This is a genomic window from Patiriisocius hiemis, assembly GCF_031846325.1.
GTDB lineage: Bacteria > Bacteroidota > Bacteroidia > Flavobacteriales > Flavobacteriaceae > Patiriisocius_A > Patiriisocius_A hiemis.
In genome coordinates this window covers 194,051-219,164 of the sequence record NZ_JAVRHZ010000002.1, presented here as the reverse complement: position 1 = coordinate 219,164, position 25,114 = coordinate 194,051, and the positions used below count along the sequence as shown (strand labels likewise).

Below are 25,114 nucleotides of genomic sequence, written 5' to 3'. Positions count from 1 at the left end.
AGACATGGTCTATAAATCAAATATTAAGCCGAAAAGTTTTTAAGTAACTCAAGGGCTCTTTTTACAGAATTTACTTTATCGATGGTTAACAGAAGGCGTAATCCGTTTCTAGTGTTTTTTTCTTTCATCACAACTTGTTGTGAGTTATTTTGCACAAACTGTAGTACTTTGCCAAACGCTGGACTTTGATAGAAATCACTTTGCTGGTCGCTAACAAAATAACCAACTAACTTCCCTTTTTTCATAACCACACGCTCTAATCCCATGGTTATAGCAACCCACTTAATTCTAACGCTGTCTAATAAATCAATTACTGGCGTTGGTAACTCTCCAAACCTATCCACTAGTTCTTTTTCAAAATCTTGTAATCCTTTTTCGTCTTTAACTTCGTTAAGTTTAGTGTAGAGGTTTAGTCTTTCGGTAATATTGTTAATGTAATCGTCTGGGAATAATAACTCAAAGTCAGTATCGATAACCACTTCTTTTACAAAACTTCTGCTTTTAAAATTTTTATCGCTTTCGGCATATAAATCCTTAAATTCCTTTTCTTTAAGTTCATCAATGGCTTCGCTTAATATTTTTTGGTAAGTTTCAAACCCAATTTCATTTATAAACCCACTTTGCTCGCCGCCTAACAAATCCCCTGCACCTCGTATTTCCAAATCTTTCATTGCGATATTAAGACCACTTCCTAATTCACTAAATTGTTCTAGAGCAGTAATACGTTTTCTAGCATCTTCGGTCATGGCAGAATAAGGAGGTGTAATAAAATAACAGAACGCTTTTTTATTACTTCGCCCTACACGTCCACGCATTTGGTGTAAATCACTCAATCCAAAATTATTGGCATTATTTATAAAAATTGTATTTGCATTTGGGACATCTAATCCACTTTCTATAATAGTTGTAGAAACTAATACATCAAATTCATTATTCATAAAACCAAGCATGAGTTGCTCTAGTTTTTTTCCTTCCATCTGCCCATGGCCAATGCCTATTTTAGCATCTGGGACTACTCGTTGAATCATCCCAGCGACTTCTTTAATATTTTCTATACGATTATGCACAAAAAATACTTGTCCTCCTCTAGAGATCTCATACCTAACGGCATCTCTTATGGTTTCTTCATTAAATCGGACTACATGTGTTTCTACCGGATAGCGGTTAGGTGGTGGTGTAGTAATCACGCTTAAATCTCTAGCAGCCATTAAACTAAACTGTAAGGTCCTAGGTATAGGGGTAGCAGTTAATGTAAGTGTGTCTACATTTTCTTTAATGGTTTTTAATTTGTCTTTTACTGCAACTCCAAACTTTTGTTCTTCATCAATAATAAGTAGTCCTAAATCTTTAAATTCTATAGCCTTGCTTACCAATTGATGTGTACCTATAACAATATCGAGCCTTCCGTTTTTTAAATCTTCCAATACTTTTCTGCGTTCTTTTGCAGTTCTGAAGCGGTTGAGGTAATCTACATTTACAGGCATTTCTGCAAGGCGCTCACTAAATGTTTTATGATGCTGAAAAGCTAAAATAGTAGTAGGAACAAGTACGGCAACTTGCTTGTTGTTATCTACAGCTTTAAATGCCGCTCGTATGGCAACTTCGGTTTTACCAAAACCTACATCCCCACAAACCAACCTGTCCATAGGTCTATCACTTTCCATATCTGCTTTTACATCTGCTGTAGCAGTAGATTGATCTGGCGTATCTTCATAAATAAACGAAGACTCCAACTCATGTTGTAAGTAGCTATCTGGACTATATTGAAACCCTTTTTGAAGCCTTCTTTTTGCATATAGTTCAATAAGGTTAAAAGCGATTTCTTTTACTCTAGCTTTTGTTTTTTGTTTCAGTTTTTTCCAGGCAGCACTACCTAGCTTATAAATTTTGGGCGTGGTACCATCCTTACCATTGTATTTACTAATTTTATGTAAAGAATGTATACTGAGGTATAATATATCTCGTTCGCCGTAAATTAACTTGATAGCTTCTTGTTGTTTGCCTTCTATATCTATTTTTTGGAGTCCGCCAAATTTTCCAATCCCATGATCTATATGTGTTACGTAATCTCCAACTTCAAGATTGGTGAGCTCTTTTAACGTAATAGCCTGTTTTTTTGCATAGCCATTTTTTAAATTGAATTTATGATAACGCTCAAAAATTTGATGGTCTGTATAACAAACATTCCTGCTTTCATAATCAATAAACCCTTGGTATAAGGGGAAGACAACAGTTTCATATTGTTCTACATGCCCTTGTGCATCTTCAAAAATATCGTGAAAACGCTTTGCTTGGGATGCTGTACTGCAAAAGATATAGTTTTTGTAACCGTCTACCGTATTCTGGTTTAAGTTTTCAATCAATAAGTTAAATTGTTTATTGAATGAGGGCTGCGGAACCGTATTAAATGTAATATTGCTATTTGACGATGTATTTTTATTAGATAATATAATTTTCGTAAAACTATCAAGTTGCTTACTTAAAAGTGTTGAAGTGCAGAACAGCTCTTCTGGTTGATGCAGTTTTACTTCTCCTTCTTGTTGGCTAAATGCTTCTGTAGCTTTTATAAATAGTTTATCTATGGCAGCACTTATAAGTTCTTCGTTTTTTAAACAAACTACTGTTTTGTTTGCAATATATTTTAGAAAACTCTCACGCTTTTCGTCTAGCATTTTGTTTTCTACATTGGGTATAATTGCAATTTTTTTAAGCTGCTCTTCAGAAAGTTGTGTTTCTACATCAAAGGTTCGAATGCTATCTACTTCATCACCAAAAAACTCTATTCTGTAGGGAACATCATTACTAAAACTAAATACATCTAAAATCCCTCCACGTACCGAAAACTCACCAGGTTCTGTCACAAAATCGGTTCTTTTAAACTTATATTCAAACAATACTTCGTTTACAAAGTCTATAGAAACTTCTTCTCCAACAGAGAGTTTTAATGTGTTTTTTTCCAGCTCTTTTTTGGTTACTACTTTCTCAAATAAGGCTTCTGGATAGGTAACAATTATTGCTGGTTTTCTTCTAGAATTTATTCTGTTTAAAACTTCACTTCGTAGCAATACATTTGCATTGTCTGTTTCTTCAATTTGATATGGCCTTCTATAGCTCCCAGGGTAGAAAAGTACAGTCTCATCACCTACTAGATTCTCTAAATCGTTTAAGTGATATGCGGCTTCTTCTTTGTCATTAAAAATGAGTAAAAACGGGAGTTCACTTTGTCTAAAAGCCTGGGCTATAACTATGGAAACAGAGGAGCCTACAAGACCAGATACTACCGTTTTATTTTGAGATTGGGCAATAGATTTTTCAAGTAATCGCAGTTGCGAAGACTTTGCGAAAAGTGAGTTTACAAGTGTTTTACTCATTAATTGCCCGAAGATTCGGATTTATTTTTTGAAGTAACAAAGATACTATAGGGATTTTTTAAATGAAACAAGAAACCAATTTTTCTAGTTCTTCTTTGCTATTATACACACTTGGCGATACGCGTATTGCATTTCCTCGATACGAGACTGAAATATTTTGCGATTTTATCTTTGATTTAAGGGTCTCGATGTCACGGTTTTTGGGCAGGTATATACCAAATAAGTGATGCCCTCTATTAGCAGCGTCCTCAATAAAGTAGCCGTTCTCTAGTAATGTATTTATAGCTTTTTGATTAATGCTTTTGCAGTATTCTTGTATGTTAGCCGGTTTCCACTCAAGGAGTTGTTTAATAGCTTCAGAAAGCATAGGCGTTAATATAAAATTGCTACTTTCTCCAACGTCATAGCGCGTAGCTTTTGGTTTAAGCAAGTGGTTATAATTTACAAGATTTGTAAAATTTTCACTACCTATATGGTTCATCCAGTTATTCTCAATAGGCGTTCCGTTATGGAAACGTTCTCCGTAATAGGCAACACCAATACTGTAGGGGCCTAGTAACCATTTGTAACCACCACATATTAACGCATCTGGTTGTATTTCGTTAACCGAAAAAGGCATAGCACCCACACTTTGTGTTCCATCTATAATTAAATACCCATCTGCTTGAGCGACTTTCTCTTTAATTTCTCTTAGATTGAACAATGTACCATCCGCCCAATGCACTTGCGGGATGGCAACACATTTGGTTTTTTTTGAAATTGTATTTAAGATATCCGTATTCCATCGGCTAGCTCTATCCTTTGAAATGGGAGGTGCAGTAATGGTTTTAACTACTACGCCTTTTTCTTTTTCTAATTGCTTCCATGCATAATAATTACTTGGAAACTGCTCTTCTAATACTATAATTTCGTCTCCTTTTAAAAATGGAATATTAGCAACCGCATTTGCAATACCGTAAGATACTGATGGGATTATAGCAATGTATTCTGGATCTGGAGCCTCAATTAATTGAGTAAAACGATTTTTTAGTACTTTTTTTTCTGAAAAGAAATCATCTACAGAAATTGAAAACGGATTGCTTTTTCTTTTAAGGTTATTAATGCCAATTGCTTCAACACTTTTTAGTTGTGGAGACATATATGCCCCATTTAAGTAAGTGTTGTTTTTATCTAATGAAAAAAGGTGGTTTTGGTTGTTCAGTTTTATTTTATTATTAGTGATTTAGTTGCTTTTCCATATTGACTTGTAACTTCAACAAAATATAATCCTTTACTTAGATTAGAGATATCTGTTGAATAAAACCTACTTGTTTTAATCAATCTTCCTTTTGTAGTATATAGGTTTACATTTTTTAAAATGTCCCCAGCTTCTAGTTGAATTTTAAATTGCTCACTTGCAGGGTTGGGGAATAGTGAAAACTCTATTTTAGCTACCTCATTATTGTTTAATATTCCGTCAAGGTCATATATTTGGACATATCCTTTTTCTGACATAAAGCTTGGCTCTCCAATAGCAATTTTATTTCCTTCACTATTTAAACTTAAAGTACTGCCAAATTGATCCATGGTAGAAAAACCTTCAATTTTTTCTCCAATTTGAGACCAAGAGTCACTAGTGTTTCTAAATATCATGGCGTAGCCGTTATCACTACTATATATATTAGGCGCTCCAACTGCTAATACATTGCCCTCATCATTTAAACTTAAAACAGCACCAAATAAATCTGAAGGATTTTCACCAGAAATTTTTTCGCTTACTTGTGACCAGCTGTTTGAGGTATATTTAAAGACTTTTACATAATTAAGGTTATTTGGAGTTGCCAATTCTCTTCTAATTGCTCCTACTGCAAGCGTATTTCCGTCAGAACTTAATCTAACACAAGTTCCAAATTCGTCATAAGTGTTCCCTTCAATGCCTTGTCCAATTTGAGACCAAGTTCCATTGTCATTTTGGTATATTATGACATAACCTGCAGAAATTCCATAACCCGGGGCTCCAATAGCTACAATGGTGCCATCTGCACTTAAACTAACGGAATGACCAATTTGGGCAGCTTGTGCTGATGTCTCAATATCTTCACCTATTTGAGACCACGAATTATTTATGTTTTCAAATACTCTTACATGACCAGTATTAATAAATATAAAGATGCCTTCATTATTAGGAGCGCCAACCGCTAGTATGTTTCCATCATCACTTAAACTTACAGATGAGCCAAATCTATCATCTTCGGCTTCACCGTTTATATCTAAACCTATTTGAGTCCAGGTACCGTTAATGTTTTCATATACCCTAACATCGCCAGAGTCATCACCATTTACTCCATCATGTCTAGGGGCTCCAACAGCTAGTATGTTTCCATTGCCACTTAAGCTTACAGAATTTCCAAATCTATCTCCAGCAGCTTCACCCTCTATAGCTTGACCTAGTTGTGACCACGTACCGTTATTATTTTGATAGACCTTTACTTGGCCAGTATTAACTCCATTGGCGCCATCGTATTTTGGTGCTCCTATTGCTAGTATATTTCCATCTGCACTAAAACTTACTGACGAGCCAAATCTATTATCGCTGGCTTCGCCCTCAATGTTCTGACCTATTTGGGTTTGTCCAATGCCAGTAAAATAAACACTAAAAAAAAATATAAATAAAACCTGCTTCATAACTAATGTAGTTTCTTAAAGATATGAATTATATTTTTTTATGACTAATAATAACTTTATTGAATTTATTTAGGCTTTTTAAAATACTCTAAACACTTAATCGCAGGATTAGTGTCTCGATTTATAAAAGCATGAATGCTACTACTTAGCACTAGCATCCCTGCACTTATAAGAGCGATATATTTTACAGTTTCTTGAGTATTCCAATTTGCTACTGCAATAGCGACTAACGCCCAAGCACCCACTAGTGCAAACTCACGCATATTACGTTTCCAAGTAATTAATAGATTTATTACAGTTGCAATAACTATTAAAATACACGTCCAAATTACGTGTGAAATACCAAAACCATCCCAGCCAATTTTAACTAGATAGGCTGCAACATTTGCAATACAGGCTACCGTTAGCCAACCACTATAAATAACAAAAGGCCACCATAAAAAAGTAATTACTGAAATAGGAGCATCCCATAATTCCATACTGTTTTTAACTACAATTTTAAGTAAACAGAAGAGTAAAAAGAAAATAACAAGTACCGAAAGTCCTATATAATCCGTAACAAAGAGATAGCACCATACGCTATTTGCAATACAACTTAAAATAAACCACCAACCTGTTTTAAGAATGAATGAATCGTCGCGTACTTTTACAAAAAGACTTCTTGATTGATATATAATAAAACCAAAAAGTAATAGATAAATAAGTCCCCAAATCGCAAATGCATACCCAGCGGGTGTAAATAAAGTTTGATACGTAGCGCTTATGTCTGCTTGTGTTTTATTGTTAAACACGCCTGCACTAGAAGCATAATTAAAATATATGGTTACTGTAAATGCAATTAAATTAAGAATTTGTAGTGTTTTTTTCATAGCTACTAGTGTGCTTCTATGTTGTATATCTTTTAGTAAAGATACGTATTGAAAAAGATAGTATGAGATACTATTTTTTCCGAAGAAAATTTCAAAAAAAAAGAATAACAAAAGTTATATTTGTAGTCTAAAATTATACCATGTCATTTACAGATTTATTTGAAAGCGGAGAACATAAAAGAAACTTAGGGCATTTTGCATCTATAGCAAATATGGCTGCAGCTAGTGGACAATTAACTCCAGATGAAGAAAAACTATTAATGCGTTTTGCAAGAAAACTTGACATTAATGAAAGTGAATATAAAGAGGTCTTAAAGGACCCTACAAAATACCCTATTAATCCACCTAATGATGCGGATAGAAGGTTAGAGCGTATGCACGATCTTTTTAAAATGATTTTTGCAGATAATACTATTGATGACCAAGAGAAACATTTAATAGAAAAATATGCCATTGGTTTAGGGTACACAGAGCCACTTGCTGCAAAACTAATTAAGCGGTCTATAGAAATTTATAGCGGAGGTCTTGATCTTGAAGACTATCGTTACCTATTAAATAAGTAATAACACTACTGTTTTAATATTTCTCCTAATTTGGAGAACAATTCTTTTTTAGTAAATGGTTTTGGTAAGAAATCCTTAGCTCCTGCGCTTAGTATTTTTTCTTGCTCTGAAAGAACTGCATTACCACTCACCATAAGGACTGGAGTGCTATTAATTTTTTCATTATTGTGAGAGGTAATATCCTTAAGTACTTGAAGCCCATTTTTTGAAGGGAACACCATTTTCATAATTATTAAATCATATTTTTTTTGTTCTAATAATTCTAAAGATTGTTCTGGTGTTTTTACTATTTCTATTTGGTATGCTTTGTCGTTATTAAGAAATAACTTCATAAACAACATTTGCTCTACTTCTTTATCTTCAATAATTAAAATACGCTTGCTTACCAGTATTCCAGAACCTTTAGGAACCGATTTTTTTCCAGTTGTTTTCTTTGCTACTTCAAAAGGGAGTGTAAATTTAAAGGTGGTGCCCTTTCCTTCAAGACTTTTTACTGTAATATCCCCATGTAAAACTGTGATTAATTCTTTTACAATTTTAAGCCCTAAACCTTGACCTAAAGGATGTATTTTTTTTAATTGAAGTTGATGATAAGATTCAAAAATAGTATCTATACTTTCTTTTGAAAACCCTTTTCCTGTGTCACTTATGCTGAAGTTAATAAATGATTTTCCGTCAATTACTTTTTTGTCATTACAATCTAGTTTGATTTTAATATTACCAGTATCTGTGTATAGAAAAGCATTATTAATTAAATTAAAAAGTATTTGATTTAATCTAGTTGGGTCTCCAAGTATTCTATTAGGAACATTTTCATCTATTTCTAGATCTGTTTCAATAGGTTTGTTGCTAAATTTTGAAGTAAAATGTTTAAGTAGATTTTTTACAAGAGGACGAACGTTAAAGGGAATATGTTTTACCTCAATTTCTCCTTTTTCAATTTTTGAAATATCAAGCATATCATCCATAAGCACCTTAAGGTGGGAGCCTGTTTTTTGCATGATATTAAGTGTCTCTTTTTGGTTGTAAGAAAGTTGTTTATCTTCTGTTAGAATGTCCATAAACCCTAATAGGTTATTTAGAGGATTTCTAATTTCATGGTTAATATTGGCTAGAAAAGTATTTTTAAACTTTTCTTTTTCAAACAACAAATCACGTTCAAAGGCAAGTTTGTATTTTTCTATAATAGCCTCGTTTTTGTCTTGTACAAGCGGATGAGAATACTCGTAATGCTCTGTAAAATCTGAAATTGTAATAAATAAATTGCCTTTTTCTTGAATAAGATTAATATCTGCAATAATCTCTTTGTTATCAATCTCTAGGTTAACACAAGCAAACTCTATTGGTTCGATTAAAGTTTCAAAAAGAGGTGCTATAGATTCAAAAAAAGGATGTAAGTCTGTTAATTTTGTATTTTTTTTAATATTAAAAACAGTATTTTCTGTGTCAACAACTAGACCATTTTTGTCTAATTGAATGACTTGTAATTTTTTGTTATAAATTAAGTTTTTAATTTTTTCAATCATCTTTACAGCAACTTAGATACGAGGGATATAAATACCTCTTCTACATTATTTCCAGTTTTTGCACTAGTAAACTTACAATTTTTAAATATATGATGTTGTGTAAAGTAATCTTGTGAAGTATCGTTTTCGATGAGGTCGTATTTATTTCCGATAAGGGTATAAGGTATGCCAGGGAAGTTCTCCTCAAGGTATTTAAGTTCTTCTGCAAGATTCTCAAAAGTCTCTGGTCTTGATACATCAAAAACGTAAAAAAACCCATGTGTTCCTAACAAGTATGAAGATCTCGCTTTTTCTATAGAAGTGTTTCCTTCTACATCCCAAATAATAAGATTAAAAGTTGTGTCATTAACAACAACTTCTTTTTTCTTAATATGTACTCCAACGGTAACAAGATAGTCTTCACTAAAAGCACTATCTACAAAGCGTCTAATTAAACTAGTTTTTCCAACACCAAAATGCCCTAAGAGGACAATCTTTTTTGAGAGGTTCATACGTGTTTCTTAATTAAAATGTAAGTTAGTTTTTTTGATACTTAAAAAAAATTATTTTTTAAAAAAGGTATTTAAACTACTATCTATTTCTTCTTTACTTAAGGTTGCTATTTTTTTTGAAAGCTTCTCTGAAAGTGTAAGCAATAAGTCTTCTAGCTTATTCTCAAAGCTTTGAGTGTAAGCCCCAGATATAGCTGCTGCTATATAAAAAGTGTGAAAATTTTGAATATGCAATGTAAATAATTCATATTCGATAGTTTCTAGATTTTGATTCCCTTTATTAAAAGCGTCTTCAGTAAAACTTTTTATTGCAGTAAGCATTCCAGATATTAATTCTTTATCAATAACTTCTGTATTACTATAGTTTCCAAGTAACAATCCAGAGCCTTTTTGAATAATAAATATTTCTTCGATAGTTGCATCATTAAGCTCGTTGAGTAATAAATCTCCTTGCTTAACACCAGTAACTTTAGATGTTACTTTTCGTTTAAGATTGTTAAAAGAAAACACTTTAAAGTTGTTATTTATCTTTTCAGAAAGAAGCTTCATTTCATTTTGTACATATCTCTTTATCATCTTACCCATAATTGGGTATAGCGCCTCAACAACTTGATCTCTTGAGTTTTCTATTTGCTCCTTAAGTGTTTTGGTTATGGTGGGGCCTAGTGTACTTGGCATTTCTTTAATAAACTCCTCTAGTCTTTCTTCTAGAATTGGGTCTATTTTTTTAGATAGCTTGTCTTTTTTATCTAGTGTTTCGGTAATAGTGTTTAATCTAGTATCAATAGCTTTTGCTATCTCTCTATCGTCAATAAGGAGAATATCACGAAGTAGTTGTAGTTTTTCTTCTTCCTTACTCATTTTTTAATGTTAACTACCTATTTTTTCACCTAATTTAATAAGTAAGTCACCTAGCTCTCTTCTATCTACTTTTTCTTCTGTAAGTGCATCAGTCTTAGAATTAATAGCATCTTCTAGGTCTGTGATTCTAATATTTACATCTGTGCTTAGTGAATCTATAGATTGCATAAGCTCGTTTCTTACTTCGTCTATATAATTTTGAAGCTTTTCTCTTTTTTCCTCAATTTCTTTTTTGAGGGTTTCAAACTCACTATCGTACTGCTCAATATTTTCTCCAAAAATGAGGTTTTTTATTGCTTCAATTTTAGAAGCAGAATCAACAGTATTTTCTTGCGTGTTTTTCTTTGCCATTGTGAATTAATTAAGTGGTAAATCTACTAAAAAATAAAGATGCAAGTATCATGCGTCGCGCATAAACTCTTCAGCCTTTTCGACCATGCGTTTACTTCCGCAGATAAAAGGGACTCTTTGGTGCAATTCTTTAGGTTGTATGTCTAAAATTCTTGTGAACCCATCACTCGCTTTCCCATTGGCTTGTTCTGCTAAAAAAGCCATAGGGTTACACTCGTATAATAGTCTTAGTTTGCCTTCAGGATTTTTTGAGGTATTAGGGTAAATATAAATACCTCCTTTAATCATATTTCTATGAAAATCTGAAACTAAAGAGCCTATATATCTTGATGTGTAAGGCCTGTCTTCTTCTTCTTTTTGGCAGTATTTAATGTAATTTTTAATTCCTTGGGGAAAATGAACGTAGTTCCCTTCATTTACAGAATAGATAGATCCGTTTTCTGGAAATGTCATATTAGGATGTGACAAATAATAGGTTCCAATAGCTGGATTTAAAGTAAAACCATTTACACCATGCCCTGTTGTGTAAACAATCATTGTAGAAGTTCCATACACGATATATCCTGCTGCTACTTGACGATTTCCTGGCTGTAAAAAATCTTCTAGAGTTACAGGAGTTCCTTCGGGAGTCACTCTTCTATATACCGAAAAAATTGTACCAACCGAAACATTTACATCTATATTAGAAGACCCATCTAAGGGGTCAATTAAGACCACATACTTGTTGTCATTTTTTTTATTACGCCCTTGTATTGTAATAAAATCGTCTTCTTCTTCACTAGCAATCCCGCAAACAATCTCTCTGTTAGTTAGTGTTTTTATAAACGCTTCATTTGCATAAACGTCTAATTTTTGTTGATCTTCACCTTGTATATTAGTATCTCCAGCAGCTCCTAAGATGTCAACTAGCCCTGCTTTATTTACTTCATGATTTACCACTTTTGCAGCTAATCGAATAGAGTTTATGAGTCTAGAAAGCTCTCCAGAGGAGTATTTAAATTCACCTTGATTCTCAATAATGAACTCTCCAAGCGTTTGATTTTGTTTTGCCATGTGGTTGGGTTGTGTGAATTTGCTTCAAATATCGGGATTTTTAAGAAATTGAACCGATATTTGTAGTGTAAACTATGAACAAAAAAATACACATACGAGAAGCCAAACAGGAAGATATGCATGCTGTGTTGCAACTTATCCACGAGTTAGCAGTTTTTGAGAAAGAACCCAATGCTGTGGATATTACAGAGAACACCTTAATTGAAGCTGCTTTAGGCTCATCTCCATCTATTTTTTGTTTTGTTGCCGAGGTTGATGCTCTTATTGTTGGGACGGCAATTGCCTACTTCAGGTTTTCTACTTGGAAAGGAAAAACAGTTCATTTAGAAGATTTAATTGTAACTCAATCTATGAGAGGAAAAGGTATTGGTGAGTCACTTTACAATAAAGTGCTACATTTTGCAGAAGGGCAAGGTGCAAAAAGAGTAGAGTGGGTTGTGTTAGATTGGAATAAAGGCGCTATAGATTTTTACAAAAAAAGTGGCGCTACTATCTTAAAAGATTGGAATTTGGTCCAAATGGATGAAATAGAATTAAAAGCATACTTAAACAAAAAATAATTAATTAACTTAAAAAGATATCCATCTTCGTGGATACTAATCATGAAAATATACAAATTTGGGGGTGCCTCTGTAAAAGACGCACAAGGGGTTAAAAATGTAGCAACTGTTTTAGAAAAAACAGGAGAGAAAGACTTGGTCATTGTTGTTTCTGCAATGGGTAAAATGACTAATGCTTTTGAAGGGTTAATAGATATGTATTTTAAAAACCCAAAGGAAATAAAACCATTAATTTCTGAAATTTACGAATATCATAAAGCTATTTTAGATATTCTCTTCAGTAATGAAAATCATCCCATTTTTGAAAAAACACGTAGTTGGATAAAAAAACTTTCTTCTTTTTTGAAGGCTAATAAGTCTACAAACCATGCGTTTGTTTATGATCAAGTAGTTTGCTTTGGAGAATTAATTTCTACAACAATTATCTCAGAATATTTAAACGAAAATGGGTTTAAAAACACATTTTTAGATGTGCGCTCTTGTATTAAAACTGACGCTACTTACAGAGATGCTAAGGTAGATTGGGAAACTACGCAAAGCAATATTAAAAAATTAGTTTCTTCAAAAGGAATAACTATAACGCAAGGGTTTCTGGCAAGTGAAAAGACTAATAACTTTACTACAACTTTGGGTAGAGAGGGGAGTGATTATACAGCGGGTATTTTTGCCTATTGCTTAGATGCAGATAGTGTGTCTATATGGAAAGATGTTCCAGGTGTTTTAAATGCAGATCCTCGCTATTTTAGTAAAACAACTTTATTAAAACATATTTCTTATCGTGAGGCAATAGAGTTAGCATTTTATGGAGCATCTGTAATACACCCTAAAACCTTGCAGCCATTACAGCGTAAAGAAATTCCGTTATTTGTAAAGTCCTTTTTAAACCCACTAGACAAAGGGACTTGTGTAGGGAAAGGAGTTACTTTAGACCCCATGACCTCTTGCTTTATCTTAAAAAGAGATCAGGTTTTAATTTCACTCTCTTCGTTAGATTTTAGTTATATGATGGAAGATAACATAAGTGAAGTTTTCAATTTATTTCACACTTTCCAAATGCGTGTAACTTTAATGCAAAACTCTGCAATTAGTTTTTCAGTATGTGTAGAAAATAAATATAATACGCTAGAGAAGTTACTTTCTAAGTTAAAAAGAAGATTTAAAGTAAAAGTAAATGAAGGCGTCACAATATATACTGTAAGACATGCTTTGGCAAAAGAGATTAAGGCGCTTTCCGAAAATAAAACCGTTTTATTAAAGCAGGATACTCAGGAGACTGTACAGCTTGTAATTAAAGATTAGTTTAAAAGGGTTTTCATTATATTTGTTAGCCTTACATAGCATACCATATGGGATTAGTTACTGCAAAAGAAATAGCGAAAGCTGTAAAACTTGATAAATATGGGTTTTTAGGGACTTTTATAAGTTGGTCTTTAATGAAAGTGCTTAATATTTCTACATGTAACAAAATCTACAACAGAAATAAACACCTCAAAGGATTAGCATTTATTAACGCTCTATTGGATGAGTTTGAGGTAGATTTCGAAATCCCAGAAGAAGATTTAAAACGTATTCCTAAAACAGGAGCTTTTATTACAATTTCTAATCACCCTTTGGGAGGAATTGATGGTATTTTACTTTTAAAACTTCTTATTGAAAAAAGACCCGATTATAAGATAATAGCTAATTTTTTATTGCATAGGATTGAACCTTTAAAGGAATATGTGATGCCTGTAAATCCTTTTGAAGAACACAAGGATGCTCATAGTAGTGTGTCTGGGTTCAAGGCTGCTTTAACCCACATAAGAGAAGAACAACCACTAGGTATTTTTCCTGCTGGAGAGGTTTCTACCCAAAAGGATGGGCAAATAATGATAGATAAACCCTGGGAGCCTGCGGCAATGAAACTTGTTAAAAAAGCAAAAGTTCCGGTAATACCTATTTATTTTCATGGTAGAAATAGTAAGTCTTTTTACAGGTGGGCAAAGATTAGTGATACCATGAGAACCGCAAAACTTCCAAGCGAATTACTAACACAAAAAGAGCGTACGCTTAAAGTAAGGATTGGAAATCCAATTTCAGTAAATGACCAAGCTGAATATGAAAACCTTGAAGATTATACTGCTTTTTTAAGAAGAAAGACTTATGTGTTAGCAAATCCTTTTCAGAAGAAAAAGCTATTAGAAACACTACCTAAAACCATAAAATTACCTAAAGCACCCAAAAAGATTGCAGGACCCATTTCTGTAGAGGCGATGGAAGCAGAAATTACTACGCTAAGAAAAGGAAATAAACGATTGCTAGAAAGTAAAAATTATGAGGTGTTTCTTGGAAGCGCTCAAGAAATCCCTAATATACTGCAAGAAATAGGGCGTTTACGAGAAATTACTTTTAGAGAAGTAGGAGAGGGAACTAATAATGCAACGGACCTTGATAAGTTTGATGCACATTATCACCATATGTTTTTATGGGATAACGATACGAAACAAATGGCTGGCGCATACAGAATGGGGCTTGGGTCTAAAATTTTTGCAGCGTACGGTATTGATGGATTTTACTTGCAAGATTTATTTAGGTTTGAACCCGAGTTGTATGATATGATGAGCAAGTCTATTGAGATGGGACGTGCTTTTATTATTAAAGAATACCAACAACGACCTATGCCTTTATTTCTTTTGTGGAAGGGAATTGTTCATACTACCTTACGTTATCCAGAACACCGGTTTTTAATAGGAGGTGTAAGCATTAGCAATAAGTTTTCTGAATTCTCTAAGTCGCTTATGATAGAGTTTATGAAATCTAACTACTATGATCCTTATATAGCTCAATATATAAACCCCAAGAAGGAATTTAAAGTTAAACTTAAAGATGCTGATAAAGATTTTATTTTTGATGAAAGTGAAGCAGATTTAAACAAATTTGATAAGTTAATTGATGAGGTGGAACCTGGAAATTTGCGTTTGCCAGTCCTTATTAAAAAATACATTAAACAAAATGCAAAAGTGGTTGCTTTTAATGAAGACCCTTTGTTTAACAATGCTGTAGATGGGCTTATGTATATTCGTATTGCAGATTTGCCAGAAAGTACTGTAAAGCCTGTTATGGAAGAATTTCAAGCCGAGCTAGAACAAAAATATGCAGCTGGGGGTAAATTAAAAGAGGAAGAGTAATAATCTCAGGTTTTTTATTCTGGGTCTAATTAATATCTAAAATTTTTCCTTCTTTTTTTGCTTTAGAGTCCATTGCAACTCCAATTACTAGCCCAATTAACATTCCAAAAATTAATCCATATGAAACATTTGAAAAAGCAGCTCCAAATGCTACTCCAAAACTGGTTCCAAGACTCATTCCAATTGCAGTAAAATGTCCTTTAGAGTTAAGAGATAATTTTTCTTTTAAAAATCTTATAAATAGATTTAACATTTGTGTGAAGTGTTTTTTTCTGTTATTAGAATTCACATTAAAATTTAGAGAATCAAGTTTTTCTTCTATTGATTGTAATTGCTCTTGTGTTAAATCTCTATTTTTTAAATCTGATAAAATTGTAATAAACTTTTCATAAACTCTGATTTCAGATTTTTCGTTTGTTTCAGTTATTAAGTTTTTGAAAAAGTTTGATGCTGTATTTAGTTTCATGTTTTATTGAATTACATTTTGAATGTAATCTATTGAGTTAGTCTACTAGTCATCTTATTTGTTACATTGATAAAGAGGAGAACTAATTCTTGGTGTGAACTACATTTTCAGAAAACTTGCTAAAACTTACCTATACTCTGGGTTTTCAAAATTCCAGCGAGTTCCATCATCCCAATCTCCACGAGAATTACCATAAGCGGGATACCCTCCTTGTTCTTTTAGCATTTTAGCAAGGTGTAGCAAATTATAGGTCATAAAGGTGGTATTTCTGTTTGTGAAATCGTTGTTTTTTGCATCACTCTCTTCATCATTATAGCTTGGTCCTGGACCAGCTTCTCCTATCCAACCACAATCTGCTTGTGGTGGAATACTATATCCTACATGTTGTAACGCATAGAGAAGCCCCATAGCACAATGCTTAATTCCATCTTCGTTTCCAGTAATTATGCAACCTCCTACTTTTCCATAGTAATAATATTGACCTTTATCATTTCTATTTCCACTTTCAGCATATAGTCTTTCAACAAGTTTTGTAGCTACTGAAGATTTTTCGCCTAACCAAATAGGTGTGCCAATAATTAAAATATCAGCAGCATCTATTTTTTTCCATATAGATGGCCAATCGTCTTTTTTTACTCCATGTTCTGTCATATCATGATAGACCCCATAAGCAACATCATAATCCACAAACCGAATATTTTCTACAGAAACCCCCTCGGCTTTCATAATTGTACTGGACACATTCATGAGCGCTTGTGTATGACTCATTCTTGGTGATGCTTTTAATGTACAGTTAATGTATAGAGCTTTTAGGTTTGAAAAATCTGGATTCATAAAATATGACTTTAAAATGTTGACCTTTAAGTTACAAATTTAATGTGTCATTAAAATGAGCAGCATTAAATTTATTGCTGTTAACCACTTTATAAGCTATACTTTCAGTAGTAAAATACAGGATTAGTTTAGGTAAAGCTAGTATAAGCTAGGCACTAAGAGGAGCTAATAGGAAGAATTCACCTATACAGTTAGGTGTTATCTTCAGTAATTTCTTTTAAGATAGCCTTAAGGTTATCTACTGTAATAGGCTTTACTATAAAATTACTAACGTTTTGATATTGTTTTGCCTTTTCTGTATCTGCAGGATCAATAGAAGAACTTACTATGTAGATAACTATTTTTTTATTAGTCTTAATCTTAATAAACTCATCAAGAAACTGCCATCCATCCATTATTGGCATATTTAGGTCTAATAATATAACATCTGGAATGTTTTCGCCAGATATTACTAATGGAGAAAGACTGTCTAAAGCGTCTCTACCATTATTAAAAACCATGAAGCCTTTGCAAAAGTTTGAAAGCTCCATGATACGTTTTGCTCCAAATACAAAAATTGGATCATCATCTACAATACAAGCAATATCAATTTTTTTCACAACTTAAATATATTAAAAATTTTGTGCCTTTTCCAACGGCACTCTCAACTTTTATAGTACCATTCATTGCCTCTACTTGGTTTTTAGTAATATATAACCCAATACCTTTTGCATCTTTATGTTTATGAAAAGTTTTATACATTCCAAATAACCGATCCCCATGTAACTCTAAATCAATTCCTAATCCATTATCTTCTACACAAATTTCCACTTCTTTCTTCTTAACTTTCGAACTAATGGTAATAATAGGGTCCCTGTCTGGGTGTCTATACTTTATAGCATTAGATAATAAATTAAAGAACAAACTATCTATATAGGCAGGAACACCCATAACATGTAGGTCTTTTTTAATAGTATTGGTTATTATGGCATTTGCCTTGTGTGCCCAAGCATTTATACTTGAAATTTCTTTATTAACGGTTGTATAAACATTAACTGGTTCAAGGCTCTCTATTGTCTTTATCTTTAATAACGCTGCATCATTAAGGTGTCCAATAGTTTCATTAAGGTTTTTTACAGCACTTTGTAACATTGGGAACATTTCATCCCTTACCAGTTCTGGCTTATCTGTTTCAATGATATCTAGCAACATTTTTAAATTACCGCCATGTGACCTTAGGTTGTGTGATACTATATTTGCAAAATTAAGCAAGCGTGTATTTTGATCTTGAGAAATTTCAAGAAGCTTGTTCATGTTTTTTTCTGCTTCTTTAACCTCGCTAATATTTACTATTTGAGAAATAAAGTGAAGTGGTTTTCCATCTTCATTTCTTACAAGTGAAACAGAAAGTAATGCCCAAATTATACTTCCATCCTTATGGAAATATCTTTTTTCCATTTGGTAGGTTGCTCTTTCCCCTTTAATAGTAGAGCTCAAAAGCCTTACATCTTTGTTAAGGTCATGTGGGTGGGTAATGTCTTGAAAAGTCATTTGTAAAAGCTCTTTTCTTGTATAACCAAGCATTTTTAAGAGACTATTATTTACTTGGAGCCAACTTCCGTCTATTCCAACAAGTGCCATTCCAATGGCAGAGTGATCAAAAGTAGATTTAAACTGTTGTTGCTTTATGAGCTTTTCTTCTACAGCTTTATTTTTTTCATGTATATCTTGAAAAAGCCCATAGACTTTTACACATTTATTATTTTTGAATACGGGTACTCCAATTGTTCTAATCCACCTAATATTGTTTTTGGCAGTAACAATTTCTAATTCTTCATCAAACTCTTCATCATTCTCTAAAGCATTATTAAATACTCTGGTAATAGTATCTCGACTTAAACCCTCTCTGTAATATAGGATTCCTTCCTCTAAAGTAGGTTGGTAGCCAAGAGGTCTTTCATGAATTTTAGTTGTGATTTGTCCCCAAGTAACTTTTTGATTTATGGTATCATATTCCCACGTGCCAATTTTTGCAGCTTCTTGAAGATATTCAATAATAATATCTTCCCTCTTTAAGAGTTCCTTTAAATCATTTTTTTGAGATACTTTCATAGTATGTAAAACGCTTCATCTTTGCGGGGGAGTTCTGAAAGACATGTTTTTATCGCTAAAGCGACACTAATGTAAGATAAAAAACAATTAGTGATACTAAAAAAAGAAAAAAATTAACAAATATACTTTTCAATAAAATTTTCGCAGTAAGCTTTTATTTCTTCTCGACATGCTTTAAAAGCGAGGTTTATTTCTTCTTCTGTACCTTCTACTTTTGATGGGTCTTTAAAGTTTTGATGTAATCGTACTGCATTTTTTGATGGGATAAATGGGCAGTTTTCATTGGCATGATCACAAACAGTAATTATGTAGTTAAAGTCTACATCTTTATATTCATCAACATGGTTAGAGGTATGGTTGCTAATATCAATACCACCTTCTGCCATAATTGCAACAGCTTTTTTGTTGAGTCCGTGTGTTTCTATACCACCACTATATATTGTTACCTCTTCTTTGGTTTTACTAAACTCGTTTAAGTAGCCATGTGCCATCTGGCTTCTACAGCTATTACCAGTACATAATACAAGGATATTTGTCATAGTTAAATTATTAACAGCAACCACTTACTGGGTCACATTGAGCATTACTACTGCTTGTTTCTTGTGGGGCTATCCCACAAACTTCTTCTGCTTTACATGCAGTTTTTTCTACTGCTAACTTAATCACAATTGAAGCCTCATATATTTCAAAATCATTAATAAATAGTTGTGCTGTATGAAATTTTGAGTTTCCATACTCAATTTTTATGGTAGCATCTAATTGGTAGGGTTTTAGTCTTGCTACTTTTGTTAAAATACCCAATGCTTTATAACAAGACATGTAAGAGGCATTTTCATTTTGCGAAGGGCTCTCAAGTAATTGAATAATAGTTTCTTGCCATGAATCTGTGCCGCTACCACAGTCTACTGATTCTATATTTACATGTTTAACTTCTGTTATGTGATAGTCAGGTTGCACACGTTGTTGAGTGTTGTATTCAAATACTAACGCTTTGTTAGGGTGGGTCTTTAATAGTCTTAAAAATTGATCTGTTTTCATATTGTATTATTTAGCAACATTTTTTTTCTGTTGCTTCAAAAAAGTCTTGAAATAACTCTTTTAAAGCAGTTAGTTTTGTTTTATTAATTGTGTAGTATTGACTTTTGCCTTCGTATTTACTTTTTAAAAGCCCAGCTTTTTTTATTACTTGTAAATGTTGTGATGTAGTGGGCTGTGATAATCTTATGGTTTCTGAAATATCTTTACATAAACAACCATCACAATCCCCAATGTAGTTAAGTATAGAAATTCGCGCTGGATGTGATAAAACTTTAGCCATATCTGCTAATTGATTAACTTGTATACTGTGTAAATGTCTTTTTGAAGTTCCCATAAATTATTTATTGCAATATTACGATACAAATATATAAAAATAAACCTCTGGTTTTACGCAGAGGTCTAATTATTTTTTAGAACCAAGGTTTTTGGCCTACCTGATATGTATTGTAGAAATCTTCATCACTTTTAGTTAAGTAAATAATACCTTCTATAAACCCAATAAGACCAGCAATCCATACAATGAATACACCAACACCAACGCAAGTAAGTACAAACCCTACAAGTGTTATGGCTAATAAAATAATACCTTCCTTATTATACCCAAGAACAAATTTGTGAACTCCAAAAGCACCTAGTACAATGCCAAGTATTCCTGCCATTAACTTTTTGTTGTCTCCACTATTAGTAGCTTGATTCCAGCCTTCCTTAAACTCTTTTGCAGTACTTTTTGCTTCTTCAGAGAATTCTTTTGCTGATTCTTTTGCTTCGTTTGCAGCGTTATTCGCTTTATCTTTTAGGTCGTCACCTAAGTTTTTTTCTTCAGACATGATTATAATTATTTAGTTGATTACCAAATGTATAAAATTATTTTATAGAAATCTTACTAGTATTCAGGTATTTTATAACTTATTCAAAAGCACTATCAATGGGTTCCCAAAGCTCTATTTTATTTCCATCATTATCCATTATCCAACCAAATTTTCCGTAGTCGTATTCTTCTATCTCACCAACAATAGTGACACCTTCTTTTTTAAGCTGCACTAATAACTCTTTTAGATTATCCACCCTGTAGTTAAACATAAAATCTTTTTTAGAGGGCTCATAATACTTAGTGTCTTGAGTAAAAGGACTCCATTGTGTAGAGCATTTATTGCCATTTTCATCTCTCCACCAGAAAGTACAACCCCAATCGTCTGTATTAAAACCTAGATGTTTTTTATACCATTGTTTTGTTTTTTTTGGATCGTCTACCTTAAAAAACAACCCTCCAATCCCTGTTACTCGTTTCATATATTCCTGCGAATGCAGGAATTTCACCTGCTTCTTAGTTTGTTTAATACCTGTTTTTTTTATTTAAAATTAGCCACTATTTTATCTACAATACTCTGTGCTAGTTTCTCTTTACTCTCTACTGTCCATCCTGCTACATGGGGAGTCATTACTACATTGCTCATTTGAAAAAGGTCTTGTAAATCTTTTGGAGTTTCACTTTTATTAAACCCTTCAAAAGAAGATTTCTCAAACTCTAATACGTCTAATCCAGCACCTAGTATTAATTTTCGTTTTAGGGCTTTTATAAGATCTTTTGTTGCTACACTTTTTCCTCTTGCTGTATTTAATAGCCAAAACGATTTTTTAAAGCTTAAAATAAAATCTTCATTAACCATTTTATTAGTAAGCGGAGTCCAAGGTGTATGTAAACTTACAATATCTGCTTCTTCTTTAAGTGTTTCTAGTGAGACTTGTCTTGCATCTTCATTGCCTACATTTTCTAAAATATCGTAACAAAGCACATTACAGTCAAAACCGCGTAATTTTTTTGCAAAAGCTTTTCCCATATTTCCATAGCCAATAATACCAACAGTTTTGCCCTCCAACTCAAGGCCTCTATTAGATTCTCTATTCCATTTCCCAGACCTAATTTCAAGGTCTGCTTTGTTAATTTTGTTGAAAAGTGATAGTAATAGACCAAGTGTGTGTTCTCCAACTGCATTACGATTACCCTCTGGAGATGAGAATACTTTAATTCCCTTTTCTGAAGCATAAACTGTGTCTATGCTTTCTAAACCTGCACCAACACGTGCTATGAACTTTAATTGAGTTGCAGTATCTATAAACTCTTTGTCTATTGGAAAGCGACTTCTCATAACTATACCATTATAATTATGGATTATTTTTTCTATTGCTTCTTTATCCCACACATAATTTTCATCGTTTTCAAATCCAGCTTTTGATAGTTGTGCTATCAATAAAGGATGATTTTTATCTAGGTGAAGAATTTTCAAAACTCAAATTTTTGGATAGTGGGTTTTTGTTTTTTCGTGTGAAACTTCGCCAGTATGGGCTGTTGTTTTCTTTTCAAAAAGAAGTAAATGTACTTCCTCTCCATTTTTACTTTTAGGACAATGCTCAACTCCTTTAGGTACTACGATAATTTCACCTTCGTTTACTATCTCAACCCACTCTTTTGCATTATTTTCTTCTGAAGTAGATTCTCTAAAATGCATTTCTAAAGTTCCTTTTTGGACGTAGAACAACTCGTCTTCATCTTTATGAGAATGCCATACAAATTCTCCTTGAATTTTTGCCAGAATTACTTGCATGTCATCCACGGTAGCAATTTGATGTGGGTGCCATTGCGCAGAAAACTTAGAAAATTTTTCTTTGAGGTTAATAGGTTGCATTAGTCACTTTAAAGTGATTGTAAGGTACAAAATTTTAGGTTTTTAAAAATCTAAAATAAGATGCGAAATATAGAAAAAGAGAAAAATACCGAAGATATCGTTGCTAGTAGTGATAAAAGGTCCAGTTGCAATGGCTGGGTCAATACCTCTTTTATCTAATATTATTGGCACAAAAGTGCCTATTAAAGCGGCAACAATAATTACTGAAAGCATAGATACTGCAATGGTAACACTTACAAGCCTTTCTTGGCCTACAAAAAAACCAAACGCAATAACTAACAGTCCAAGCGCAACTCCATTAATAAGGGCAAGCCCCACTTCTTTTACAAGCCTTTGAAATAGGCTTCCTTTTACATTGTCGTTTGCCAAACCTTGCACAATAATAGCACTAGATTGTACCCCAACATTTCCTGCCATAGCGGCAATAAGGGGAGTAAAGAAAAACAGTTCTACATATTTTGCGAGCGCTTCGTCAAAACCTTTCATCACGTAAACAGCACCCAACCCCCCAAAGAGCCCTAACACTAACCAAGGAAGCCTCGCTCTTGTTAACTGCCAGATACTATCATCTGCCTCAACATCTTGCGAAATACCTGCAGCCATTTGGTAATCTTTTTCTGCTTCTTCTTTTATAAAATCTACAATATCATCAATAGTAATTCTACCTACTAAAATTCCTTCTTCATCTACAACAGGAATTGCTTCCAAGTCATATTTTTGCATAATTCTAGCAACTTCTTCATTTTCTGTATGTACGGTAACGTAATCTACTTTGGGAATAAAGACATCACTAATGTGTGCCTTTTCACTTGCTGTAAGTAAATCTTTTAATGATAACCTTCCTGTTAATTTACCCTCTTTGTTAGTTACATAAATTGAGTGAACTCTTGTTACATTTTTTGCTTGCCTTCTCATTTCTCTTACACAGCCAGCAATAGTCCAAGTCTCTTTAACACGGACCAACTCTTTTGCCATTAGGGCACCTGCAGTATCTTCGTCGTAGTTAAGAAGCTCTACAATGTCTGCGGCATGCTCTTCATCGTCAATCTCATCAATTACTTGCTCTTGAATCTCTTCATCTAACTCTGCTATAACATCTACGGCATCATCCGTATCCATTTCTTCAAGCTCTGCAGCAATCTCTTTAGGCGAAAGGCGGTCTAGTATTTTTTCTCTTACATCATCATCCACCTCCATTAAGGCTTCAGATGTTATTTCGGTTTCTAAAAGTTTGATGAGATAGGTTGCCTCGTCACTAGTTAGCTCTTCTAGTATATCTGCTATATCGGCAAAGTGTAAATCATGCAATAGCTCACGTAGCGCATTTCCATCTTTTATGGAAATAAGCTGTTCTATTTGTTCTATAAATTCAGTCGTGAGTTGAAACTGCATTGTCTGAAAGTTTTTGGGTGAGCTCAATAAATTGTGCTACCGAAAGTTGCTCCGGACGCAGCCCAAAGATAGTATCTTCTTTTAATTTAGGCGAGAGATTAAAGGTTTTTAAACTATTTCTAAGTGTTTTTCTACGTTGTTGAAATGCAGTTTTTACTACTTTAAAGAAAAATACTTCATCACATGGAAGCGAGAAATCCTTTTTTCTGCGGAGTCGTAAGACGCCACTATCCACTTTAGGCGGTGGATTAAAAACACCTGGTTTTACAGTAAATAAGTAGGTTGCTTCAAAAAAAGCTTGTGTTAAAACAGATAAGATTCCGTAGGTTTTATTACCTTCCTTGGCACAAATACGCTGTGCCACTTCTTTTTGAAACATTCCTGTAAATTCTGGAATTTGACTTCTATTTTCAATGGCTTTAAAAACTATTTGAGAAGAGATATTGTAGGGAAAATTCCCTGTAATTGCGTAGGGTTCATTTCCAAAATAGTCTGTTAACTCTTCTTTTAAAAAATCGGCTTCAAAGATTTGTAAATTCTCTTCTGGATAGTTTTTTTCTAGATACGCAATAGATTCATTATCTAAGTCCATTGCAATAACATCAATGTCTTTTTGTATAAGGTATTTGGTGAGTACTCCCATTCCTGGACCAATTTCAAGTACCTTGGAGTAGCCTTCCAAAGTTAGCGTGTCAGCTATTTTTTTTGCGATGTTTTCATCTTTTAAAAAATGCTGCCCTAAATGTTTTTTGGCTCTAACGGAGTCTTTCATTGTTCATCAATTACAGCAAGTTCAGTTCTAAAAGCTACAAATTTGCCTTCAAAGGGTTTGCTTTGAGCGCGAAGCCTATCTGCATCTTCAGCGTAGTATTTTTCTAGGGTTTCTTTACTATCTGTAGTGTATTGCACAGAGTAGGTAACACCACCCATTTCTTCTTCAATCTGCACTTGAGTTAATAATGCTTTACTAAATTTTCCCGTGGATAGCATCTCTGGGATATGCTCTTTTTGCATCCATGAAAGCCATTGCTGCTGGATAGATTCTTCAATATTTATGGTAACATTGTAAATGTACATGTTGATCGTTTCGTGAGATTATTAATAATGAGATTACTTCGCTGCGCTCGTAAAGA

Annotated in this window: 27 protein-coding genes; 4 read left to right on the top strand and 23 right to left on the bottom strand. The window is 33.3% G+C overall.

The features are described from left to right. Positions 1 to 23: 23 nt before the first annotated feature. The 4 genes from mfd to RM538_RS05135 all read right to left on the bottom strand — a co-directional run bounded on the left by mfd (position 24) and on the right by RM538_RS05135 (position 6,904). A complete protein-coding gene (gene mfd / locus RM538_RS05150) occupies positions 24 to 3,371 on the bottom strand; it encodes a transcription-repair coupling factor (RefSeq protein ID WP_311332334.1) in 3,348 nt (1,115 codons plus the stop codon). Positions 3,372 to 3,429: 58 nt separating this feature from the next. Further along, a complete protein-coding gene (locus RM538_RS05145; RefSeq protein ID WP_311332333.1) occupies positions 3,430 to 4,509 on the bottom strand; it encodes an aminotransferase class V-fold PLP-dependent enzyme in 1,080 nt (359 codons plus the stop codon). Positions 4,510 to 4,574: 65 nt separating this feature from the next. Beyond that, positions 4,575 to 6,035, bottom strand: a complete 1,461-nt coding sequence (locus RM538_RS05140; RefSeq protein ID WP_311332332.1) for a T9SS type A sorting domain-containing protein — start codon at positions 6,033 to 6,035, stop codon at positions 4,575 to 4,577. Between the two features lie 65 nt (positions 6,036 to 6,100). After that, entirely contained in the window at positions 6,101 to 6,904 is an 804-nt protein-coding gene (locus RM538_RS05135) for a TspO-related membrane protein (RefSeq protein ID WP_311332331.1), read from the bottom strand. A 140-nt stretch (positions 6,905 to 7,044) separates the two neighbouring features. Here RM538_RS05135 and RM538_RS05130 point away from each other — a divergent pair, with 140 nt between their 5' ends. Next, complete coding sequence (locus RM538_RS05130; RefSeq protein ID WP_311332330.1) at positions 7,045 to 7,467, top strand: tellurite resistance TerB family protein; 423 nt, start codon at positions 7,045 to 7,047, stop codon at positions 7,465 to 7,467. A gap of 5 nt (positions 7,468 to 7,472) precedes the next feature. Here RM538_RS05130 and RM538_RS05125 read toward each other — a convergent pair whose 3' ends face one another. From RM538_RS05125 to fbp, 5 genes are read right to left on the bottom strand one after another with little or no spacing between them, the layout of a single operon-like run. Continuing rightward, positions 7,473 to 8,993 carry an ATP-binding response regulator gene (locus tag RM538_RS05125; protein WP_311332329.1) on the bottom strand — a complete coding sequence of 507 codons (1,521 nt, stop codon included), beginning with the start codon at positions 8,991 to 8,993 and terminating at the stop codon, positions 7,473 to 7,475. A 2-nt stretch (positions 8,994 to 8,995) separates the two neighbouring features. Next, entirely contained in the window at positions 8,996 to 9,484 is a 489-nt protein-coding gene (locus RM538_RS05120; RefSeq protein WP_311332328.1) for a Rab family GTPase, read from the bottom strand. A 51-nt stretch (positions 9,485 to 9,535) separates the two neighbouring features. Next, the gene (locus RM538_RS05115; protein WP_311332327.1) at positions 9,536 to 10,345 is read right to left on the bottom strand and encodes a cell envelope biogenesis protein OmpA; all 810 of its coding nucleotides are present in this window, start codon (positions 10,343 to 10,345) and stop codon (positions 9,536 to 9,538) included. A 9-nt stretch (positions 10,346 to 10,354) separates the two neighbouring features. Next, positions 10,355 to 10,696, bottom strand: coding sequence for a fructose 1,6-bisphosphatase (locus tag RM538_RS05110; protein WP_311332326.1), 342 nt, complete (start codon positions 10,694 to 10,696; stop codon positions 10,355 to 10,357). A 48-nt stretch (positions 10,697 to 10,744) separates the two neighbouring features. Next, the gene (fbp, locus tag RM538_RS05105) at positions 10,745 to 11,749 is read right to left on the bottom strand and encodes a class 1 fructose-bisphosphatase (RefSeq protein ID WP_311332325.1); all 1,005 of its coding nucleotides are present in this window, start codon (positions 11,747 to 11,749) and stop codon (positions 10,745 to 10,747) included. A gap of 74 nt (positions 11,750 to 11,823) precedes the next feature. Here fbp and RM538_RS05100 point away from each other — a divergent pair, with 74 nt between their 5' ends. The 3 genes from RM538_RS05100 to RM538_RS05090 are packed head-to-tail and all read left to right on the top strand — an operon-like array spanning position 11,824 to position 15,476. Beyond that, complete coding sequence (locus RM538_RS05100; protein WP_311332324.1) at positions 11,824 to 12,309, top strand: GNAT family N-acetyltransferase; 486 nt, start codon at positions 11,824 to 11,826, stop codon at positions 12,307 to 12,309. A 42-nt stretch (positions 12,310 to 12,351) separates the two neighbouring features. Next, positions 12,352 to 13,608, top strand: a complete 1,257-nt coding sequence (locus tag RM538_RS05095; RefSeq protein WP_311332323.1) for an aspartate kinase — start codon at positions 12,352 to 12,354, stop codon at positions 13,606 to 13,608. 47 nt (positions 13,609 to 13,655) lie between these two features. Next, positions 13,656 to 15,476, top strand: coding sequence for a lysophospholipid acyltransferase family protein (locus RM538_RS05090; RefSeq protein ID WP_311332322.1), 1,821 nt, complete (start codon positions 13,656 to 13,658; stop codon positions 15,474 to 15,476). A gap of 25 nt (positions 15,477 to 15,501) precedes the next feature. Here RM538_RS05090 and RM538_RS05085 read toward each other — a convergent pair whose 3' ends face one another. From RM538_RS05085 to RM538_RS05020, 14 genes are all read right to left on the bottom strand, one after another. After that, the gene (locus RM538_RS05085) at positions 15,502 to 15,942 is read right to left on the bottom strand and encodes a glycine zipper domain-containing protein (protein ID WP_311332321.1); all 441 of its coding nucleotides are present in this window, start codon (positions 15,940 to 15,942) and stop codon (positions 15,502 to 15,504) included. A 126-nt stretch (positions 15,943 to 16,068) separates the two neighbouring features. After that, positions 16,069 to 16,776: a flavodoxin family protein gene (locus RM538_RS05080; protein ID WP_311332320.1), complete on the bottom strand. Its 708-nt coding sequence runs from the start codon at positions 16,774 to 16,776 to the stop codon at positions 16,069 to 16,071. Between the two features lie 191 nt (positions 16,777 to 16,967). Next, positions 16,968 to 17,375 carry a response regulator gene (locus RM538_RS05075; protein WP_311332319.1) on the bottom strand — a complete coding sequence of 136 codons (408 nt, stop codon included), beginning with the start codon at positions 17,373 to 17,375 and terminating at the stop codon, positions 16,968 to 16,970. Then, positions 17,362 to 18,867 (bottom strand): sensor histidine kinase, encoded by a 1,506-nt coding sequence (locus RM538_RS05070; RefSeq protein WP_311332318.1) that lies wholly within the window; start codon positions 18,865 to 18,867, stop codon positions 17,362 to 17,364. Before RM538_RS05070 ends, RM538_RS05075 begins: the two co-directional genes overlap by 14 nt. Positions 18,868 to 18,980: 113 nt before the next feature. Next, on the bottom strand, positions 18,981 to 19,406 hold the full coding sequence (locus RM538_RS05065) for an arsenate reductase ArsC (protein ID WP_311332317.1): 426 nt from the start codon (positions 19,404 to 19,406) through the stop codon (positions 18,981 to 18,983). Between the two features lie 10 nt (positions 19,407 to 19,416). Further along, entirely contained in the window at positions 19,417 to 19,905 is a 489-nt protein-coding gene (locus RM538_RS05060) for a DUF6428 family protein (RefSeq protein WP_311332316.1), read from the bottom strand. Positions 19,906 to 19,915: 10 nt separating this feature from the next. Continuing rightward, positions 19,916 to 20,239, bottom strand: a complete 324-nt coding sequence (locus RM538_RS05055; protein ID WP_311332315.1) for an ArsR/SmtB family transcription factor — start codon at positions 20,237 to 20,239, stop codon at positions 19,916 to 19,918. A 76-nt stretch (positions 20,240 to 20,315) separates the two neighbouring features. Beyond that, positions 20,316 to 20,732, bottom strand: coding sequence for an NINE protein (locus RM538_RS05050; protein WP_311332314.1), 417 nt, complete (start codon positions 20,730 to 20,732; stop codon positions 20,316 to 20,318). A 79-nt stretch (positions 20,733 to 20,811) separates the two neighbouring features. Continuing rightward, positions 20,812 to 21,195 (bottom strand): VOC family protein, encoded by a 384-nt coding sequence (locus RM538_RS05045; RefSeq protein ID WP_311332313.1) that lies wholly within the window; start codon positions 21,193 to 21,195, stop codon positions 20,812 to 20,814. Positions 21,196 to 21,254: 59 nt separating this feature from the next. Then, positions 21,255 to 22,190, bottom strand: a complete 936-nt coding sequence (locus RM538_RS05040) for a 2-hydroxyacid dehydrogenase (RefSeq protein WP_311332312.1) — start codon at positions 22,188 to 22,190, stop codon at positions 21,255 to 21,257. A gap of 3 nt (positions 22,191 to 22,193) precedes the next feature. Further along, positions 22,194 to 22,589 carry a cupin domain-containing protein gene (locus tag RM538_RS05035; protein ID WP_311332311.1) on the bottom strand — a complete coding sequence of 132 codons (396 nt, stop codon included), beginning with the start codon at positions 22,587 to 22,589 and terminating at the stop codon, positions 22,194 to 22,196. A gap of 42 nt (positions 22,590 to 22,631) precedes the next feature. Beyond that, positions 22,632 to 23,981, bottom strand: coding sequence for a magnesium transporter (gene mgtE, locus RM538_RS05030; protein ID WP_311332310.1), 1,350 nt, complete (start codon positions 23,979 to 23,981; stop codon positions 22,632 to 22,634). Next, on the bottom strand, positions 23,959 to 24,753 hold the full coding sequence (gene rsmA / locus RM538_RS05025; protein WP_311332309.1) for a 16S rRNA (adenine(1518)-N(6)/adenine(1519)-N(6))-dimethyltransferase RsmA: 795 nt from the start codon (positions 24,751 to 24,753) through the stop codon (positions 23,959 to 23,961). The genes mgtE and rsmA overlap by 23 nt, the downstream gene beginning before the upstream one ends. Further along, positions 24,750 to 25,058 (bottom strand): DUF4286 family protein, encoded by a 309-nt coding sequence (locus tag RM538_RS05020; protein WP_311332308.1) that lies wholly within the window; start codon positions 25,056 to 25,058, stop codon positions 24,750 to 24,752. Before RM538_RS05020 ends, rsmA begins: the two co-directional genes overlap by 4 nt. Between the last annotated feature and the right edge of the window lie 56 nt (positions 25,059 to 25,114).

Coding starts and splice junctions, on each gene's coding strand:
- RM538_RS05145 (WP_311332333.1), bottom strand. CDS start 4,509: ATGTCTCCACAACTAAAAAGTGTTGAAGCAATTGGCATTAATAACCTT.
- RM538_RS05100 (WP_311332324.1), top strand. CDS start 11,824: ATGAACAAAAAAATACACATACGAGAAGCCAAACAGGAAGATATGCAT.
- RM538_RS05125 (WP_311332329.1), bottom strand. CDS start 8,993: ATGATTGAAAAAATTAAAAACTTAATTTATAACAAAAAATTACAAGTC.
- RM538_RS05055 (WP_311332315.1), bottom strand. CDS start 20,239: ATGGGAACTTCAAAAAGACATTTACACAGTATACAAGTTAATCAATTA.
- RM538_RS05085 (WP_311332321.1), bottom strand. CDS start 15,942: ATGAAACTAAATACAGCATCAAACTTTTTCAAAAACTTAATAACTGAA.
- RM538_RS05080 (WP_311332320.1), bottom strand. CDS start 16,776: ATGAATCCAGATTTTTCAAACCTAAAAGCTCTATACATTAACTGTACA.
- RM538_RS05130 (WP_311332330.1), top strand. CDS start 7,045: ATGTCATTTACAGATTTATTTGAAAGCGGAGAACATAAAAGAAACTTA.
- RM538_RS05120 (WP_311332328.1), bottom strand. CDS start 9,484: ATGAACCTCTCAAAAAAGATTGTCCTCTTAGGGCATTTTGGTGTTGGA.
- RM538_RS05050 (WP_311332314.1), bottom strand. CDS start 20,732: ATGTCTGAAGAAAAAAACTTAGGTGACGACCTAAAAGATAAAGCGAAT.
- RM538_RS05020 (WP_311332308.1), bottom strand. CDS start 25,058: ATGTACATTTACAATGTTACCATAAATATTGAAGAATCTATCCAGCAG.
- RM538_RS05110 (WP_311332326.1), bottom strand. CDS start 10,696: ATGGCAAAGAAAAACACGCAAGAAAATACTGTTGATTCTGCTTCTAAA.
- RM538_RS05065 (WP_311332317.1), bottom strand. CDS start 19,406: ATGACAAATATCCTTGTATTATGTACTGGTAATAGCTGTAGAAGCCAG.
- mgtE (WP_311332310.1), bottom strand. CDS start 23,981: ATGCAGTTTCAACTCACGACTGAATTTATAGAACAAATAGAACAGCTT.
- RM538_RS05090 (WP_311332322.1), top strand. CDS start 13,656: ATGGGATTAGTTACTGCAAAAGAAATAGCGAAAGCTGTAAAACTTGAT.
- RM538_RS05035 (WP_311332311.1), bottom strand. CDS start 22,589: ATGCAACCTATTAACCTCAAAGAAAAATTTTCTAAGTTTTCTGCGCAA.
- RM538_RS05140 (WP_311332332.1), bottom strand. CDS start 6,035: ATGAAGCAGGTTTTATTTATATTTTTTTTTAGTGTTTATTTTACTGGC.
- RM538_RS05060 (WP_311332316.1), bottom strand. CDS start 19,905: ATGAAAACAGATCAATTTTTAAGACTATTAAAGACCCACCCTAACAAA.
- fbp (WP_311332325.1), bottom strand. CDS start 11,749: ATGGCAAAACAAAATCAAACGCTTGGAGAGTTCATTATTGAGAATCAA.
- RM538_RS05095 (WP_311332323.1), top strand. CDS start 12,352: ATGAAAATATACAAATTTGGGGGTGCCTCTGTAAAAGACGCACAAGGG.
- RM538_RS05115 (WP_311332327.1), bottom strand. CDS start 10,345: ATGAGTAAGGAAGAAGAAAAACTACAACTACTTCGTGATATTCTCCTT.
- RM538_RS05135 (WP_311332331.1), bottom strand. CDS start 6,904: ATGAAAAAAACACTACAAATTCTTAATTTAATTGCATTTACAGTAACC.
- RM538_RS05070 (WP_311332318.1), bottom strand. CDS start 18,867: ATGAAAGTATCTCAAAAAAATGATTTAAAGGAACTCTTAAAGAGGGAA.
- mfd (WP_311332334.1), bottom strand. CDS start 3,371: ATGAGTAAAACACTTGTAAACTCACTTTTCGCAAAGTCTTCGCAACTG.
- RM538_RS05045 (WP_311332313.1), bottom strand. CDS start 21,195: ATGAAACGAGTAACAGGGATTGGAGGGTTGTTTTTTAAGGTAGACGAT.
- rsmA (WP_311332309.1), bottom strand. CDS start 24,753: ATGAAAGACTCCGTTAGAGCCAAAAAACATTTAGGGCAGCATTTTTTA.